The sequence below is a fragment of the Chloroflexota bacterium genome (assembly GCA_016219275.1).
In the GTDB taxonomy this organism is placed as follows: Bacteria; Chloroflexota; Anaerolineae; order UBA4142; family UBA4142; genus JACRBM01.
On sequence record JACRBM010000056.1, the window covers coordinates 152,651 to 168,851 of the forward strand.

The following is a 16,201-nucleotide window of genomic DNA, read 5'->3' on the forward strand; positions in this document are numbered from 1 at the left end:
ATCCTTCATTCTTCATCCTTCATCCTTCGATTGAATATGGAAGAACATCCGCGCCCGAATCCCGATGAGTTGCTCGCGCGCGTGCAAGCAGAAGAAAAACAGCAAGCGCGCGGCAAACTCAAAATTTTCCTGGGCTATGCCGCCGGCGTCGGCAAAACATACGCGATGCTCGAAGCCGCACGCGCGCGCCGAGCCGACCACGTTGACGTCGTCATCGGGTACGTCGAAACGCACAAGCGCGCGGAAACCGACGCGCTGGTCGCTGGTCTGGAAATCATCGCGCGCCAGCCCATCGAATATCACGGCGCGCTCCTCGCCGAAATGGATGTGGATGCCGTGCTCGCGCGCAAACCGCAGATCGCGCTCGTGGACGAACTCGCGCACACGAACGCGCCGGGCGCGCGCCACCCCAAGCGGTACCTCGACGTGCTCGAACTTCTCGCCGCCGGGATTGATGTTTACACGACGCTCAACATTCAGCATCTCGAAAGTCTGAACGATGTCGTCGCGCAAATTACCGGCGTCATCGTTCGCGAAACGATCCCCGATAGCGTGCTCGACGAAGCCGACGAAATCGAATTGATTGACCTTTCGCCGGATGAATTGCTTCAGCGATTGAAAGACGGCAAGGTCTATGTGCCGGATCAAGCCGCGCGTGCGATTGAAAAGTTTTTTCGCAAAGGCAACTTGACCGCCTTGCGCGAGATCGCTTTGCGCCGCACCGCGGATCGCGTGGACGACCAAATGCGCGCGTACATGGAAACGCGCGCGATTCCCGGTCCCTGGCCCGCCGCCGAACGCTTGCTCGTGTGCGTCAGCCCGGGCGCGTTGAGCGAGCGATTGATTCGCACCGCGCGCCGGCTCGCCGAAGACCTCCAAGCCGAATGGTTCGCTGTGTACATCGAACCGCCGGAACACGCGCAGATGCCGCCGGCGCAACGCAATCGAATCGTGCAGGCGCTCGACTTGGCGGAAGAGCTGGGTGCGAAAGTGTTGACGGTGACGAGTCCGCTCGTCGCGGAGACGATCATCAATTACGCGCGTTCGCACAACATCACTAAAATCATCGCGGGCAAGCCGGTGCGTTCGCGTTGGATCGAATTGGTGCGCGGCTCGATCGTGGATCAACTCATTCGCCAAAGCGGACGCATTGACGTTTACGTGATCAGCGGCGAAGGGGATGTATCGCCGGTGATCGAAACGGAAGGGTGGCGACCGCATCGCCCGCTGCGCCGGTATGCGCAGAGTCTGGGTCTGGTTGCCATCGGGACCTTGCTCGGCGCGCCGTTGCACGGCAACATCACGCCGACGAATTTGGTCATGGTGTATCTCGCGACGGTGGTCGTCGCCGCGATTTACCTGGGACGCGGACCTTCGATTCTTGCCGCGGTGCTCAGCGTGCTCGCGTTCGATTTTTTCTTCGTGCCGCCCTATCTTACCTTCGTCGTTTATGACGCGCAGTACTTGTTGACCTTCGCCGGCTTGTTGGTGGTCGGTATTGTGATTAGCGCGTTGACGGTACGTGTCCGCGAGCAAGCCCAAGCCGCCCAGCAACGCGAAGCGCAGACGGCGGAACTGTACGGATTCACGCGCGACCTTGCGGCGAGCAATGGTGTGGAAGATATTTTGCGCGCGGCGATTCAGCACATCAGTCAAACCTTCAGCCGTGAGATGGTGATTCTGTTGCCGGAGGGCGAGGCGCTCAAGCCGCGCATGACGACGACTGGTTTTGCAATCAGCGAAGATGAGCTTGCCGTTGCGACCTGGTCGTTTCAACATGGCGAACCCGCCGGACGCGGTACGGATACCTTGCCCGCCGCGACGATTCGGTGCTCGCCGCTCAAAACTTCGCGCGGGGTTGTCGGCGTGCTGGGCGTCAAGCCGCCTAGCGCGGGTCCGCATCTCACGGCGGAACAACGCCACTTGCTCGAATCGTTCGCGAATCAAACCGCGCTCGCGATTGAGCGCGCCCAGCTTCACGAGCAAGCGCGCCAGGCGCACTTGATTCAAGCGACCGAGAAACTTCAAACGGCGCTCCTCGATTCGATCTCGCATGAACTCCGCACGCCGCTCGTTTCGATTACGGGCGCGTTGAGCAGTTTGCAGGAAGAGAATTCACATCTGGATGCCGCCAATCGCCGCAATCTCATCGAGACCGCGCTGGGCGAAGCCGAACGATTGAATCGGCTGGTCGGCAATCTGCTCGACATGACGCGGATCGAAGCCGGCGCGATTCGACTGAAGAAAGAACCGTGTGATGTCCAGGATCTGATCGGCTCGACTTTGGATCGGCTGGGGAATCGCATCGCCGAGCGAAGTGTCAACGTGGATATTCCTCCCGACCTGCCGCTCGTGCCGATGGATTTTGCGCTGATCGTCCAGGTGTTGGTAAACCTGCTCGATAACGCGCTCAAGTACTCGTTCGCTGATACGCCAATCGAAATAGCCGCGCGCGTGCAAGGCGCGGCGTTGCAAATCCAGGTCAAGGATCGCGGGATTGGCATTCCGCGCGAGAACCTCACGCGCGTGTTCGACAAATTCTTTCGCGTCGAACGCGCAGAGAACCCGCGACGACTCGTGCCGATTGCCACGCGCAAGTTCGACAAATCGTTTCGCGTGCATCGTCCCGACAAGGCGGCGGGCACCGGGCTGGGTCTATCCATCTGCAAGGGAATTGTCGAAGCGCACGGCGGCGCGATTCGCGCGGAAAATCGCGATGGCGGCGGGACCATCATTGCGGTGACGTTGCCATTGGCGAAGGAGGCAAGCGCGTGAGCGACTCCAATCCGCGCGTGTTGGTCGTGGATGACGAGTTGTCCATTCGACGATTTTTGCGTACGTCGCTCGCGGCGCACGGCTTTACGGTGTTCGATGTCGCGACGGGGCAAGAAGCGTTGTCCGCAGTGATTACTCATCGTCCCGACCTGGTTATTCTTGACCTGGGTTTGCCGGATATCGAAGGGCTTGAAGTTACCCAGCGGTTGCGCGAGTGGAGTAAGATTCCGATCATCATTCTTTCCGTGCACGAACACGAATCGGACAAGGTCGCCGCGCTGGATGCGGGCGCGGACGATTATCTCACCAAACCATTCGGCATCGGCGAATTGTTGGCGCGCATTCGCGTGGCGATGCGGCATACGCTTCAGCCCGCGACGCAACCGGCGTTCACGGTGGATGCGTTGACGATTGATCTGGAGCGGCGCGTCGTGACGTTGGCAGGACAAGCAGTGACGTTGACGCCGACCGAGTACGACCTGTTACGCGTGTTAGTTTTGAATGCCGGCAAAGTACTCACTCATCATCAACTCTTGCGCCAAGTGTGGGGCGCGGGCTATGAATCCGAGACGCACATGTTGCGCGTGAACATCAGCAACTTGCGCCGCAAAATCGAAGCCGATGTGTCACGCCCGCGCTATATCATCACCGAACCCGGTGTCGGGTATCGTTTGAAAACAGAGTAATCAGTTTTTCTGCGATGGGTACAGTGGAAATAAAAATTCGTACGATCAATCGAAATGAATTACCAGCTCTGTTGGAATTGTACCGGCATTTGCACGCCGTTGACGCGCCATTGCCGAGCGATGACCTGCTTCACCAAGTGTGGAACGACATCGTGAATGATCCCAGGTTGGACTGCCTGGTCGCCGAGTGTGACAGCAAACTGATAGCGTCTTGCACGCTCGCGATCATTCCGAATCTAACCCGCGGCGCGCGTCCGTATGGCTTGATCGAAAATGTCGTGACGCATGCCGAGTACCGGCAAAAGGGCGTCGGTACCGAGTTGCTGCGCCATGCTTTGCAAATCGCGTGGGCGAAGAATTGCTACAAGGTCATGTTGCTCACCAGTTCCAAACGCGAGGAAACGCATCGGTTTTACGAACGAGCGGGTTTTCGCAAAGGCGTCAAGACCGGTTTTGTCGCGACCCAGGAAAATCAAACGGCGTTTGACTCGCGAACGCCGCGCGGCGATGTGAACCTAGGTTGATGTACGTGATAAGGTGGGGACGGTAATAGAAGAAATTGGGAGCGTGATGGTTTCGGCGAGGAAGGTCTCGCGCAGAGCCGGTGCTCTCTATAGACGTTAAGAAAATGATTTGGAATTTCGGATTTTGTAGAGACGTTCGCGAAGCGTGTCACGTCTCTACAAAATCCGATTCTAAAAGTAATCCTTAACCTCTCTAGCATCGTCTGCCTTCTGCAAGCCGCGTTAACCGGACACGTGTCTCCCGTCAGATCGTCCATGGTGTACGTAATTTGGCGGTTGGACGCGGCGCGAAATCTTTTATCAGACTTTAACGCATTTCACAAGTAGACCGATTGACCGGAGTTTTGTCTAGACGTATAATGGTGTTACTTTTCTGCGGTACTTGTAAACTCTTTATAGTCCTCTGTTCTAATCTCCCTCACATCCTCCGGGGACGCGGGCAATCTTCTTTCCTTCGACTCAAGTGAAATAGCGCGCCGATGGTCGCGCTTTCGATCACGCTTTGCCGATGTTGGCAGAGCGATTTGGAACAGGGATGTTCCTGCCACTGAAGGAGGTGGTTGAGTATGATTCCCGCAGAGTTTCAGTACATTTCCCCGAAGAGTGTCCCCGAAGCGATTGCGCTCTTGCAATCGAACCAGGACGCCAAAATCCTCTCCGGCGGGCAAAGTCTTATTCCCCTGATGCGATTCCGGCTCGCGACGCCGCCGCTTCTCGTGGACATCAACAACATCGTCGGGCTGGGTTACATTCGTGAAGCAAGCGGTTGGCTTCACATCGGCGCTACGGTGCGCGAGGACGACCTCGACAACGCGCCGATCATCCGCGAAAAATATCCTCTCTTGCGCGAGACCGCGCGCGCGATTGCCGATCCCCTCGTGCGTAATCGCGCCACCGTGTGCGGCAACCTCGCCCACGCCGATCCCGCGAACGATCACCCAGCGACCATGCTCGCATATCGCGCGGAGGTCGTGGCGACCGGCGTAAAAGGCGAGCGCGTCATTCCGATTGACCAATTCTTCATCGGCTTGTTTACTACCACACTCACTTCCGACGAAATTCTCACCGAGGTGCGTCTCCCCGTGCCGCCCGCGCGCAACGGCGGCGCGTACGTGAAAATGGAACGCAAGGTCGGCGATTTCGCGACCGCCGGCGTTGCCGTGCAATTGAATTTGGATACCGCCGGCAAGATTCAGCAGGTCGGCATCGGTTTGACGAATGTCGGACCGACGGCGATCCGCGCAGCGCGCTCGGAAGATGTGTTGCGCGGCAAAATGCCGGACGATACATTGATCGCGCAGTCGGCGCAGTTCGCGCAAGCGGATTGCGCGCCCTCGGCGGATTTGCGCGGATCGGAAGAATACAAACGCAATCTCGTGCGCGTGCTCACGCTGCGCGCGATCAACAAGGCGTTGGAGAGAGCGAGAGGTTAACGATGGGTGAAAAAATCCATTTGGTCGTCAATGGCGCCGAGGTGGACACCGAGGTCGAGCCGCGTTTGTTGCTCGCGCATTTTCTGCGCGATGTCTGCAATCTCACCGGCACGCACGTTGGTTGCGACACCACCTCCTGCGGCGCATGTACCGTCGTCATGAATGGTAAAGCGGTCAAGTCGTGTACGTTGTTCACCGTGCAAGCCAACGACGCGCGCATCCTGACCGTCGAAGGATTGGCGAACCTGGGCGACGGCAAACTGCATCCGTTGCAAGAGGGCTTTCACATGGAGCACGGTTTGCAGTGTGGGTTCTGCACGCCGGGCATGGAGATGACCGCGTACGCCTTTTTGACCAAGACCCAGGATCCCAATCCCACGGAAGAAGAAATTCGCTGGGCGATCTCCGGCAATCTGTGTCGTTGCACCGGGTACATGAATATCGTCAAAGCGATTCGCTACGCGGCGCAAAAAATGTACGCGGCACAACCCGCGCCGGTCGAACGACCGACCGCGGTTGCGCCAGTCACTGCCCCGCAACAAGAACCCGAGCGCGTTCCCGTGCGCGTCCAGGGCGGAGGTGAATGAAGATGGCTGCCATTGCGCATGGAATGGGCGCCGATGTGAAACGCAAAGAGGACGCGCGTTTCATTCGCGGCAAGGGTAATTACATTGACGATATCAAACTGCCCGGCATGTTGTGGCTCGATATCGTGCGTAGTCCGCTCGCGCACGCGCGCATCAATAGCATCAACACGGATGCCGCCACAAAAATTCCGGGCGTTCTGTCCGTCATCACCAGCAAGGACTTGGAGAAATACAATCTGCATTGGATGCCGACGTTGATGAGCGACAAGCAGATGGTCTTGCCGGTGGATACGGTGATGTACTATGGGCAAGAAGTCGCCGCGGTCGTAGCGACCTCGCGCTATGCGGCGGCGGATGGCGTCGCCGCGCTCGACGTGGATTACGATCCGTTGACGCCGGTCGTGGATCCGTTCTTCGCGCTCCAACCGAACGCGCCGGTGATTCGTTTCGACCGCGCGGAAAAGACGAATCGCATCTGGCATTGGCAAGTCGGTGATCTGGCGGCGACGGACGCGGAAATGAACAAGGCGGATGTCGTCGTCAAGCAAGATATGTACATCCCGCGCATCCACGTCGCCTCGATTGAAACGTGCGGCTGCGTCGCATCCTGGGACGCGACCGAAGGCAAACTCACGATGTACATGACGACGCAAGCGCCGCACGCGATTCGGACGGTCATCGCGCTCGTCGCGGGACACCTGGGTTTGCAGGAAAACAAAATCCGCGTGATCTCGCCGGACATTGGCGGCGGATTCGGCGGCAAGGTGCCGGTCTATCCTGGGTATGTCATCGCGATTGCCGCGTCCGTCCTGACCGGTCGCTCGGTCAAATGGATCGAAGACCGCACGGAGAATCTGATTGCCGATTCGTTCGCGCGCGACTATCACGTGCACGCCGAACTCGGCGCGCGCAAAGACGGCAAGATCACCGCGTTGAAAATCAACACCATCGCCGATCACGGCGCGTTCGATTCGGCGGCGAATCCCAGCAAATTCCCGGCGGGATTGTTCTCGATCTGCACCGGCTCGTACGATTTCCAAAAGGCGTTCGCTGAAGTGGACGGCGTGTACACCAACAAACCGCCGGGAGGCATCGCGTATCGCTGTTCGTTCCGCGTGACCGAAGCGGTGCACACCATCGAACGCATGGTGGACATTCTCGCGCATCAACTCAACATGGACCCGGCGGATGTGCGAATGCGGAATTTCATTCCGCCGGAAAAATTTCCGTACAAGTCCGCGCTCGGCTGGGAGTACGATAGCGGCAACTATGCAGGCGCGCTGGAAAAAGCCAAGCAAATCATCGGCTATGATTTGTTGCGCGTCGAGCAAGCCGAGAAACGCAAGCGCGGCGAGTTGATGGGCATCGGCATTTCGACGTTCACGGAAATTGTCGGCGCGGGTCCATCGCACACGTTCGACATCCTGGGCATCAAGATGTTCGACTCGGCGGAAATTCGCATTCACCCGACCGGCAAAGTGATCGCGCGCTTCGGCACGAAATCGCAAGGGCAAGGACACGAGACGACGTACGCGCAAATCATCGCGCATGAACTGGGAATTCCGGAAGACGACATCTCGGTCGAAGAAGGCGATACCGACACAGCGCCGTACGGACTGGGCACGTACGCCTCGCGTTCGACGCCGACGGCGGGCGCGGCGGCGGCGATGGCGTGTCGCAAGATTCGGGAGAAATCGAAAAAGATCGCGGCGCATCTGCTTGAAGCGCGCGAGGACGACCTGGTTTGGGAGCGCGGCAAGTTTTTCGTGAAAGGTTCGCCCGACCGCGCCAAAACGATTCAGGAAATCGCGTTCGCCGCGTACACGAATCATCCGCTCGGGATGGAAGCCGGGTTGGAAGCAGTGGATTACTATGATCCGCCGAATCTCACATTCCCGTTCGGCGCGTACATCTGCGTTGTGGATCTTGATCGCGGCACGGGGCAGGTCAAGATTCGCCGTTTCGTCGCGGTGGACGATTGCGGCAACATCATCAACCCGATGATCGTGGATGGACAGATTCACGGCGGCTTGACGATGGGCATGGCGCCGGCGTTGATGGAGGAAATCGTCTACGACGAAAACGGGGTGAATCTTACCGGTTCATTCTCGGATTATCTTTTGCCAACCGCGATGGAGACGCCGCATTGGGAACTCGACAAGACGGTGACGCCTTCGCCGCATCATCCGCTCGGCGCGAAAGGCGTCGGCGAATCGGCGACGGTGGGCGCGCCGCCCGCGATTGCGAATGCAGTCGTGGACGCGCTTGCGCACCTGGGTGTCACAAACATTGACATTCCGATCACGCCACCCAAGGTGTGGCAGATTCTGAAAGAGAAGGGAGTCGCGTTATAAGGACATGTGCAGCGGAGTATCTCCGCGCTTACTCAACATTTGATTAACCCATGTGCGTGTGGCTCGAACAGACTCGGCAACGGTTTGTTCGACCATACCCAGATCAAGATAAGGAGACGACCGTGTCTATCCAAGATAATATCAAGTTGGACGATGAGTTTATTGCATCGTGGAACAACCATGACGCAGACCGTTCTCTGGCAGTCTTGTCCGACGATGTGGTGTGGAATGATGTCAGTACTCCGAACGCCATGCGCGGCAAAGCCGCGGTGCGTGAGTACATCAAGAACTGGTTCACCCCATTTCCGGATATGACGGTGGTGGTAAAGAATCGCGTCGCCACGGAGGATCAGATTGCCGCCGAGTTGGAGTTCACCGGCACTAACACGGGTCCGTTGCAGATGGCGCCGGGCGCGCCGACGCTGCCCGCCACCGGCAAAACGATCCATGGCAAAGGAACCTACTTTGTGCGATTCCGCAGTGGCAAAGCAGTGGAGATTCACACTTATCCCGACATGGCTGGGATGATGATGCAGTTGGGATTAGCGCCGATGCCAGGTAAGTAACGGCAAGTCGCGCAGCATTGAGGGCGTTCAGACTTACGAAGTTTTTGGAAACTTCGTAAGTCTGAATAACGCGGTGTGTTGAACCTGGGGTAGTCGAATAATCGGGCTACGGCAGAATCTTGAAAGGGGAAAGCAAATGCCGAAATATCTATTTCAAGGCTCCTACACGGAGCAGGGTCTGAAGGGTCTGCTGAAAGATGGCGGGTTGAAACGCCGGGAAGCCGTCGAGCAATTAGCCAAGGGGATGGGTGGGCGACTGGAGGGATTTTACTTTGCTTTTGGCAGCGACGACTTTTTCGTCATCGTAGATTTGCCAAACAACGTGAACGCGTCTGCCGTGGCGCTGGCGGTCAACGCGAGCGGAGCCGTGAAGGCGCGAACGACGGTCCTCATTTCACCGGAAGAGGTTGACCAAGCGACGAAGCAGACCGTCAACTACCGCCCGCCTGGACAATAGAGCTGCACGGTCAAGGTCAAGTAGTGAGAAGATGGTCTGAGCAGGATGTTATCAGGTTGGAGGGAATTAGCGTCCTGCTCACTGTTAATGGTGTAATGCACTGGGCGGCGTAGCTGTGCGTGTAGCCGCCCTGCGTTCCGCATCGCTCCACGCGCGCGGCTGAACCGGAGCGTTGGGCGACGCCACTTGGGTCGCATTTCATTTGCACTGCCAACCCACGGGAGGAAGAAATGAACGACATAGAAGCGCAGGTTATTCAAGCCGAGAACGACCTCTTGGGTTCTCTCAGAACCGGCGATTTAGCCAGGGGTGTGGGGATGCATTTGAACTCGCCAGAGTATCGAAACATTTGGAACGGCGAGATGAAAACATACAGCGAATTGAGCGCGCGCATTGCCGCCGCCATGGGCAAGGGTCTTGCATCCATTGATTACCAGGTCGCCAGTAGAGAAATGTTCATTCTCGATGAATCCAATGTTATGGCGACCCTGGTCGCGACCGAAACAACCCATATGAATACCGGCGAATCGAAGACTTCAGGCAAGACGATCATTTCCATCCTTTGGCGTAAGATAGATGACAAGTGGCGGTTAGGGTACTTGCATGCGTCCGAGGAACCGCAGGACACGGCGAACCCGGTCTGGAAGGAGACCAGCCAATGACCGAACAGGACAAACGAAATCTTGAAGCCGTGCGCCGCATGTATCGCGGTGACGCCGAAGAAAACGCCACGATCTCACGCGAGATTGTCTGGCACGTTCCCGGGCACAATCCTGTCTCCGGCGATTATCGCGGCTATGACGAATACACCCAGGTCATGCCGTCGCGTATGGCGCCGCTGACGCGCTGGGATTTCGAACTCGAGGATGTGATGGTCAACGGCAATTATGTTGTGGCGACTTTTAATTTGAAAGGTACGCGCAAGGGGCATCACGTTGATCTGCGCGGCGCGCACATCATGCGTCTCAACGATCAAGGTCAGGTTGGCGAGGGTTGGGGATTTACGGACGATCAAGATGCGTTGGATAAATTCTTCTTGGCTTGAACACGACACTAGTTGCCAAGTTGCCAATTGCTTTTTACAAAGCGGGAGCAAGTCCGGTCGGGTTTTCCAAACCCGACCGGTCTCTGAAAAGGAGAACGATGCGAACAGGATTGACGATTGCGCTTTTGTGCTTCATCTTCGCGGTGGGCATCACACCCAGCGTGTCTGCCGATGGCGATCCCATCGGTCGCTGTCCGGATGGTTTTCAACTGCATCTTGCCATGCACCACGACGATCACCACGAACACCATCACATTGGAACCGCGACCGATCAAAATGGCGATGGTTGGATTTGCTTCAAGCACGTTGGCGCGGCGGATAATAATCACGTGCACACGGATAATCACGCCGCGTTGAGATAACCGCTGAAAGGTCGTTACGCGATGGCAGACGTTCTCCTTGACCAGATTTATCAACTCAATCGTGCGGGCGAGTCGTTCGCAGTGGCGACGGTGGTGCGCGCCGAGAAACCGATCTCGGCAAAGCCGGGCGACAAGGCGCTCATCACAAGCGACGGCGCGCTCCAGGGTTGGATCGGCGGCGGCTGCGCGCAGGACACCGTGATTCGCGAAGCGAAGAAAGCGATTCACGAAGGACAGCCGCGTTTTTTGCGGCTCATTGGCAAAGGCGCGTCCATGACCGAAAAAACAGAAGGCATCCTCGAATTTCCGATCACGTGTCACAGCGGCGGTACGCTCGATATTTACATCGAGCCAGTTTTGCCGCGCCCGCAGTTGATTCTGTTCGGGAATTCGCCGGTCGCGCTCACGCTGGCGAAACTCGCGCGTATCTTGAATTTTGAAATTGATGTGTTCGATCCGCTCGCAACGCGCGACGAATTTCCGGATGCCGATGCGGTCGCGTCCGTTTTTGATCGCGCTGCGTGCGTCGTGCGCCCGTTATCCTTCGTCGTCGTGGCGACGCAGGGACACGACGACGAATTCGCGCTCGAAACGGCGGCGCGGAGCGGCGCGCCGTACATCGCGTTCGTCGCGAGCAAAAAGAAATTCGCGAGCCGCGTGGATTACTTGCGCGAACGCGGCGTGAGCGACGAGGATATCGCGCGCATACAAGCGCCGGCCGGATTGGATCTCGGCGCGGCGACGCCGGATGAAATCGCGGTGAGTATTCTCGCGGAGATCATTCAGGTGCATCGCCAGCATCTTGCGCCGCAAAAAGTACACGCCGGGCAAGTGGTTGCGGCGGTCGAAGAGATGGTCGTGGCAGAAGCCCAGGACCCGGTTTGCGGGATGATGGTCGAGCTCGCCGGGGCGCGCTATATTTCTGAGCAAGCCGGTACGCGGTACTATTTTTGCGCCGCCAGTTGCAAGAGCGCGTTCGACCGCGCGCCGGAAAAATTCCTTACGCAGAACGTGGGAGGATAACATGGGGATGAATCTCAAGGGGAACCTGGTCGTGGACGCGGCGCGCGAGCAAGTATGGCAACTCTTGTTTGATGTCGAGGTGCTTACGTTGATCTTGAACAAAATCCCAGGAATCAAGGTCGAGCGATTGGTTCAGGTTGTCCAAGACAAGTATGAAGCGACGGCGACCATTGGCGTGGCGATGGTCAAGGGGAAATACGACGGAACTATATCGGTGATTGAAAAACGCGCGCCAGAATTCGTCAAGTTCCGGGGCGAGGGCAAGGGCGGCGGCAATTGGACGAGCGGCGATATGTCGGTCATGCTCACGGCGCAAGATGGCAAAACGCTGATGGTCTACGATGGGACCGGCAATGTGAGCGGACCATTGGCAAGTCTGGGACAACGATTGATGGATACGGTCGGCAAGCAGTTCGTTCAACACGGTACCAAAGCGTTAGCAGAAGAATTGACGGCGCGTACCAGGACGAAGCCGATGATGTGAAACACAAACAAGGGAACGGAGGGAAATAAGGGAAATAAAGGCAAGAATGGAACGTTCCCTCATTTCCTTCATTTCCCTTATTTCCTTCGATTAACATGTTCAACACGATTGACGAAATCCAGCAGCGACTAACTGAAAATGGGTACATCGTGGATCGCGGTCTCGCCACCGCGATTTTTATCGCGCTGACTTTGCCCAAGCCGCTGTTTCTCGAAGGCGAAGCCGGCGTCGGCAAGACCGAGGTCGCCAAGGTGCTCGCGCGCATCCTTGCTACGCGCTTGATACGATTGCAGTGCTACGAGGGATTGGACGTTAACACGGCGGTGTACGAATGGAATTACCAGCGGCAGATTCTCGAAATTCGTTTGCTCGAAGCGGAAGGCGTCGCGCGCGACGCCGCGCGCAAAAATATCTTCTCCGAAGAATTTCTCCTCAAGCGCCCGCTGTTGCAAGCCATCGAGAATCATTCCGACCGCGCGCCGGTGTTGCTAATTGACGAACTCGATCGCGCGGACGAAGAGTTTGAAAGTTTTCTCTTGGAACTCTTGTCCGATTGGCAAATCACGATTCCAGAGTTGGGCACGTTGCGCGCGCAACAACCCCCGATTGTCGTCATCACGTCGAACCGCACGCGCGAGATTCACGACGCGCTCAAACGCCGATGTATTTATCACTGGATTGATCTGCCGGCGTTTGAAAAAGAATTGCAGATCGTCCGCGCCAAGGTTCCTGGTATCTCCGAAGCGCTGGCGCAACAGATTGTCACGTTCGTTCAGGAACTGCGCCGGCAGGATTTGTACAAACTTCCTGGCATCGCCGAGACACTCGATTGGGCGCAAACGTTGCTCGCGCTCAAAGCGAACGCGCTGGATGAAACGACGATCAAGAATACGCTGGGGGTGCTGTTGAAATACCAGGATGACGTTCAGAAAATCAGTGATCAGTATTCGCGCGAAGCGTCCAGTGTTCAGTCCTCTGAACATTGAACATTGAACACTGAACACTGGAAACTGAACACTGAATACTGGACACTCGAATGTCTGATTACTTCCTCTCCAACCTCCTCATCTTTGCGCGCGTCCTGCGCGACGCCGGTGTGGATGTGGCGATGGAGCAAGTGAGCGACCTGGCGCGCATCCTGCGTGTGATCGGCGTCGCGTCGCGGGAGGATGTGCGCCACGCCGCGCGCGCGTTGTTCGTGCGACGCTATGCCGACCGCGCCATTTTTGATCGCGCGTTCGAGCTGTTCTTCCGCATCCAGGGTTTCCCGACACAAGCGGTGATTGATCCGACCCAGGAACCCGTGCGCCGGGTTGATCGTCCCAAGACGATTCAACACTGGGCAGAGCGCGAAACTCGCCGCGCGGAAAACGCGTCGTCCGCTCAAACGCCGACCGATATTGCCACCATCAAAATTTCTAGTCCAAGCGAAACGCTGCGACAAAAACATTTCGATCAGTTCACCGAAGATGAGATTCGCGCGACGCGACAATTGATCGCGGCGATGGACTGGCGCATCGGTGAACGCCAAACACGGCGTAGAAAGAATTCGCCGCGCAGAGGACAAGTGGATTTTACTCGCTTGATGCGTCAAAACCTCAAGTTCGGCGCGGAGATATTTCAGTTGCCCAAGCGTCAGCCGAAATTCAAACCACGTTCGCTCATCGTGCTGGCGGACGTGAGCGGTTCGATGGAACGCTACACGCGGATGATACTGCACTTGCTCCACGCCTTGAGTCACGCCGAGTTTGCAACGAACGTCGAGGCGTTCCTGTTTGGCACGCGCCTCACGCGCATCACGCCGGATTTGCGTCGGCGGAACGTGGACAACGCGCTCGCGCGCGTGGCGCAACGCGTCCCCGATTGGTCGAGCGGTACGCGTATTGGCGACGCGCTCAAGCGATTCAACTTTGCGTGGGCGCGCCGCGTTCTACGCGCCGGCGCGGTCGTTCTCATTCTTAGCGACGGTTGGGATTGCGGCAAGCTCGAATTACTGCGCGATGAAATGGCGCGCTTGCAACGGAGTTGTTTCCGCTTGATGTGGCTCAGTCCGTTAGTCGCCGCAGACGGCGCGCGCGATGCGACCCAGGGATTGCAGGTCGCGCTGCCCTTCGTGGATGATTTCTTGTCGGTGTACAACTTGGCGAGTTTGGAAATGCTCGTCGCCAAACTGGAAACGCTGACCGAGGTTCGCGCCCTGCGGCGTCAACACCCGCGCGCGCGCATTCCCGCGCGTGAGGAGATCACCCTGCCCAGGTTTATGGACGTGCCGCAAATGGGAACCAGCAATTATGTGCGTCGGACGATGACGCTTCAAAACGTTGACGGAACACCGCGTTTTCGATACGAGGATAATTCGGAATAGTGGAAAAAACCAGGTTTCTCGAAGAAACCTGGTTTTTAGGTCAGTTAACCTTGCGAAGGTTCTTCTAGACCTGCAAGACGATCTTGCCAAATTGTTGTCCCGACGCCAGAAGTTCGTACGCCGCGCGTCCTTCCGCCAGCGGCATCACGCGATCAATCACCGGTTTGAGTTTCCCCGACCAGACGAGTTCCATCACGTCAATAAAATCTTGATGACTGCCCATCGTACTGCCGATCAAACTGATCTGTTTGCCGAATATGAAACGCACGTCAATTTGAGTTTGCGCTCCGCTCGTGTTGCCGACGATTGCAATGCGTCCGCCGCGCGCGACTGCGCGCATACTCGAATTCAGCGTCGCTTGCCCGATATTGTCCACGACGACATCTACGCCGCGTTTGCCGGTCATGGTGTACAACGCGCGCGACCAGTCTTCATCGCGATAATTGATGACCTGGTCCGCGCCCAGTTCTTGCGCCCGCCGCATTTTTTCCGGCGTGCTCGTGATCGCGTACACGGTTGCGCCCAGATACTTGGCAAGTTGAATCGAAATGCTATTGACGCCGCCGCCCGCGCCGATAATCGCGATGCTTTCGCCGGCTTGCAATTTCGCGCGATGGATGAGCATGCGCCACGCGGTCAACCCAACCAGGATCGGCGCGGCGGCGGATGCGAAATCAAAACCAACCGGCATTGGCAGCAGGTTGCGCGCGGGGATCGTCAGATATTCGGCGCATCCGCCGCGCACGGTTTCGCCCAGGATGTGATAATGCGGACTGACCGATTCTTCGCCGCGCCGCGTCCAATCATCTTCACCCAACACAACGCCGGGGTCAACGACGACCGGCGTACCGATGGCAGGTCCACGCGCGTCCTTGCCGTACCCCGCGACGATCCCTGCCACATCCGCGCCGCTATAATGCGGCATCGTCAACTTGAGTCCAGCCCAACCCTGGCACACCCACAGGTCGAGGCGATTCAACGCAACCGCGTGCACCCGCACGAGCGCTTCGCCGGGTCCGGGCTCGGGGTCTGCGACATCGCCATATTGCAAAGCCGGGATGCCGCCGTGTTCGTTAAAGAACAATGCTTTCATTCTGCCTCCTGCCAAAGCAAAGTAGGATCGTCATCCAGTATAGCCATGTCTCGCTTGAACCGCAAGACGGATGGTTGAGTGGTTGTATCTACCCAGCCCATCCTTGCGAAGGTTTGAAAGCGCGATCTCTCGGTAAAATGGTTTGTAACCTTCGCGTAACTACTCAGCCACCCCACATTTACGCCGATGAAAAAACAAATTTATCCGCGAATAACGCGAATTGCGCGAATAAGAAGAAAAAATTAGCGAAGATTCGCGTAATTCGCGGATAAAGGAACGATGGCTGAGTAGTTTGACAATGTCAGATGTAACTGCTCAGGCGGTTGATGCAGGTTGCGTAGCCAAGATGGGCGGCACATAGGGTGTTCCTTGCAACGCCGACTTGAGTGCATCCAAGACCCGCTGTCCGTTTTTCTGCGCGGTGGAAATGTAACTGCGAACTTGGCA

At 57.2% G+C, this 16,201-nt stretch carries 16 protein-coding genes; 15 read left to right on the forward strand and 1 reads right to left on the reverse strand.

Annotated elements, in window-relative coordinates; translation table 11 throughout:
* Positions 1-36: 36 nt before the first annotated feature.
* From HY868_15440 to HY868_15510, 15 genes are all read left to right on the forward strand, one after another.
* Positions 37-2,775, forward strand: coding sequence for a sensor histidine kinase KdpD (locus tag HY868_15440; GenBank protein ID MBI5303527.1), 2,739 nt, complete (start codon positions 37-39; stop codon positions 2,773-2,775).
* Positions 2,772-3,461, forward strand: coding sequence for a response regulator (locus HY868_15445; GenBank protein MBI5303528.1), 690 nt, complete (start codon positions 2,772-2,774; stop codon positions 3,459-3,461). The genes HY868_15440 and HY868_15445 overlap by 4 nt, the downstream gene beginning before the upstream one ends.
* Positions 3,462-3,475: 14 nt before the next feature.
* Entirely contained in the window at positions 3,476-3,985 is a 510-nt protein-coding gene (locus HY868_15450) for a GNAT family N-acetyltransferase (protein MBI5303529.1), read from the forward strand.
* 566 nt (positions 3,986-4,551) lie between these two features.
* Positions 4,552-5,418 (forward strand): xanthine dehydrogenase family protein subunit M, encoded by an 867-nt coding sequence (locus HY868_15455; protein ID MBI5303530.1) that lies wholly within the window; start codon positions 4,552-4,554, stop codon positions 5,416-5,418.
* 2 nt (positions 5,419-5,420) lie between these two features.
* Positions 5,421-6,005, forward strand: coding sequence for a (2Fe-2S)-binding protein (locus HY868_15460; GenBank protein ID MBI5303531.1), 585 nt, complete (start codon positions 5,421-5,423; stop codon positions 6,003-6,005).
* A 2-nt stretch (positions 6,006-6,007) separates the two neighbouring features.
* Positions 6,008-8,359 carry a carbon-monoxide dehydrogenase large subunit gene (locus tag HY868_15465; GenBank protein MBI5303532.1) on the forward strand — a complete coding sequence of 784 codons (2,352 nt, stop codon included), beginning with the start codon at positions 6,008-6,010 and terminating at the stop codon, positions 8,357-8,359.
* A 122-nt stretch (positions 8,360-8,481) separates the two neighbouring features.
* Complete coding sequence (locus tag HY868_15470; protein ID MBI5303533.1) at positions 8,482-8,925, forward strand: ester cyclase; 444 nt, start codon at positions 8,482-8,484, stop codon at positions 8,923-8,925.
* Between the two features lie 136 nt (positions 8,926-9,061).
* The gene (locus HY868_15475) at positions 9,062-9,382 is read left to right on the forward strand and encodes a GYD domain-containing protein (GenBank protein MBI5303534.1); all 321 of its coding nucleotides are present in this window, start codon (positions 9,062-9,064) and stop codon (positions 9,380-9,382) included.
* Between the two features lie 230 nt (positions 9,383-9,612).
* Entirely contained in the window at positions 9,613-10,044 is a 432-nt protein-coding gene (locus HY868_15480) for a nuclear transport factor 2 family protein (protein ID MBI5303535.1), read from the forward strand.
* The gene (locus HY868_15485; protein MBI5303536.1) at positions 10,041-10,427 is read left to right on the forward strand and encodes a nuclear transport factor 2 family protein; all 387 of its coding nucleotides are present in this window, start codon (positions 10,041-10,043) and stop codon (positions 10,425-10,427) included. The genes HY868_15480 and HY868_15485 overlap by 4 nt, the downstream gene beginning before the upstream one ends.
* A gap of 98 nt (positions 10,428-10,525) precedes the next feature.
* Positions 10,526-10,789, forward strand: coding sequence for a hypothetical protein (locus tag HY868_15490; GenBank protein ID MBI5303537.1), 264 nt, complete (start codon positions 10,526-10,528; stop codon positions 10,787-10,789).
* A 21-nt stretch (positions 10,790-10,810) separates the two neighbouring features.
* Positions 10,811-11,812, forward strand: coding sequence for an XdhC family protein (locus tag HY868_15495; protein MBI5303538.1), 1,002 nt, complete (start codon positions 10,811-10,813; stop codon positions 11,810-11,812).
* Positions 11,813-11,819: 7 nt separating this feature from the next.
* Complete coding sequence (locus tag HY868_15500) at positions 11,820-12,296, forward strand: hypothetical protein (protein ID MBI5303539.1); 477 nt, start codon at positions 11,820-11,822, stop codon at positions 12,294-12,296.
* A gap of 95 nt (positions 12,297-12,391) precedes the next feature.
* Positions 12,392-13,282, forward strand: a complete 891-nt coding sequence (locus HY868_15505) for a MoxR family ATPase (protein MBI5303540.1) — start codon at positions 12,392-12,394, stop codon at positions 13,280-13,282.
* Positions 13,283-13,332: 50 nt separating this feature from the next.
* On the forward strand, positions 13,333-14,661 hold the full coding sequence (locus tag HY868_15510) for a VWA domain-containing protein (protein ID MBI5303541.1): 1,329 nt from the start codon (positions 13,333-13,335) through the stop codon (positions 14,659-14,661).
* A 64-nt stretch (positions 14,662-14,725) separates the two neighbouring features.
* On the opposite strand, the gene HY868_15515 is transcribed toward HY868_15510, so the two are convergent.
* On the reverse strand, positions 14,726-15,754 hold the full coding sequence (locus HY868_15515; GenBank protein ID MBI5303542.1) for a zinc-binding dehydrogenase: 1,029 nt from the start codon (positions 15,752-15,754) through the stop codon (positions 14,726-14,728).
* Between the last annotated feature and the right edge of the window lie 447 nt (positions 15,755-16,201).

Bases quoted from the DNA above. Each gene is read 5' to 3' on its own strand.
- HY868_15440 (MBI5303527.1), top strand. From the start codon at position 37: ATGGAAGAACATCCGCGCCCGAATCCCGATGAGTTGCTCGCGCGCGTG.
- HY868_15450 (MBI5303529.1), top strand. From the start codon at position 3,476: ATGGGTACAGTGGAAATAAAAATTCGTACGATCAATCGAAATGAATTA.
- HY868_15455 (MBI5303530.1), top strand. From the start codon at position 4,552: ATGATTCCCGCAGAGTTTCAGTACATTTCCCCGAAGAGTGTCCCCGAA.
- HY868_15460 (MBI5303531.1), top strand. From the start codon at position 5,421: ATGGGTGAAAAAATCCATTTGGTCGTCAATGGCGCCGAGGTGGACACC.
- HY868_15465 (MBI5303532.1), top strand. From the start codon at position 6,008: ATGGCTGCCATTGCGCATGGAATGGGCGCCGATGTGAAACGCAAAGAG.
- HY868_15475 (MBI5303534.1), top strand. From the start codon at position 9,062: ATGCCGAAATATCTATTTCAAGGCTCCTACACGGAGCAGGGTCTGAAG.
- HY868_15480 (MBI5303535.1), top strand. From the start codon at position 9,613: ATGAACGACATAGAAGCGCAGGTTATTCAAGCCGAGAACGACCTCTTG.
- HY868_15485 (MBI5303536.1), top strand. From the start codon at position 10,041: ATGACCGAACAGGACAAACGAAATCTTGAAGCCGTGCGCCGCATGTAT.
- HY868_15490 (MBI5303537.1), top strand. From the start codon at position 10,526: ATGCGAACAGGATTGACGATTGCGCTTTTGTGCTTCATCTTCGCGGTG.
- HY868_15495 (MBI5303538.1), top strand. From the start codon at position 10,811: ATGGCAGACGTTCTCCTTGACCAGATTTATCAACTCAATCGTGCGGGC.
- HY868_15500 (MBI5303539.1), top strand. From the start codon at position 11,820: ATGAATCTCAAGGGGAACCTGGTCGTGGACGCGGCGCGCGAGCAAGTA.
- HY868_15505 (MBI5303540.1), top strand. From the start codon at position 12,392: ATGTTCAACACGATTGACGAAATCCAGCAGCGACTAACTGAAAATGGG.
- HY868_15510 (MBI5303541.1), top strand. From the start codon at position 13,333: ATGTCTGATTACTTCCTCTCCAACCTCCTCATCTTTGCGCGCGTCCTG.
- HY868_15515 (MBI5303542.1), bottom strand. From the start codon at position 15,754: ATGAAAGCATTGTTCTTTAACGAACACGGCGGCATCCCGGCTTTGCAA.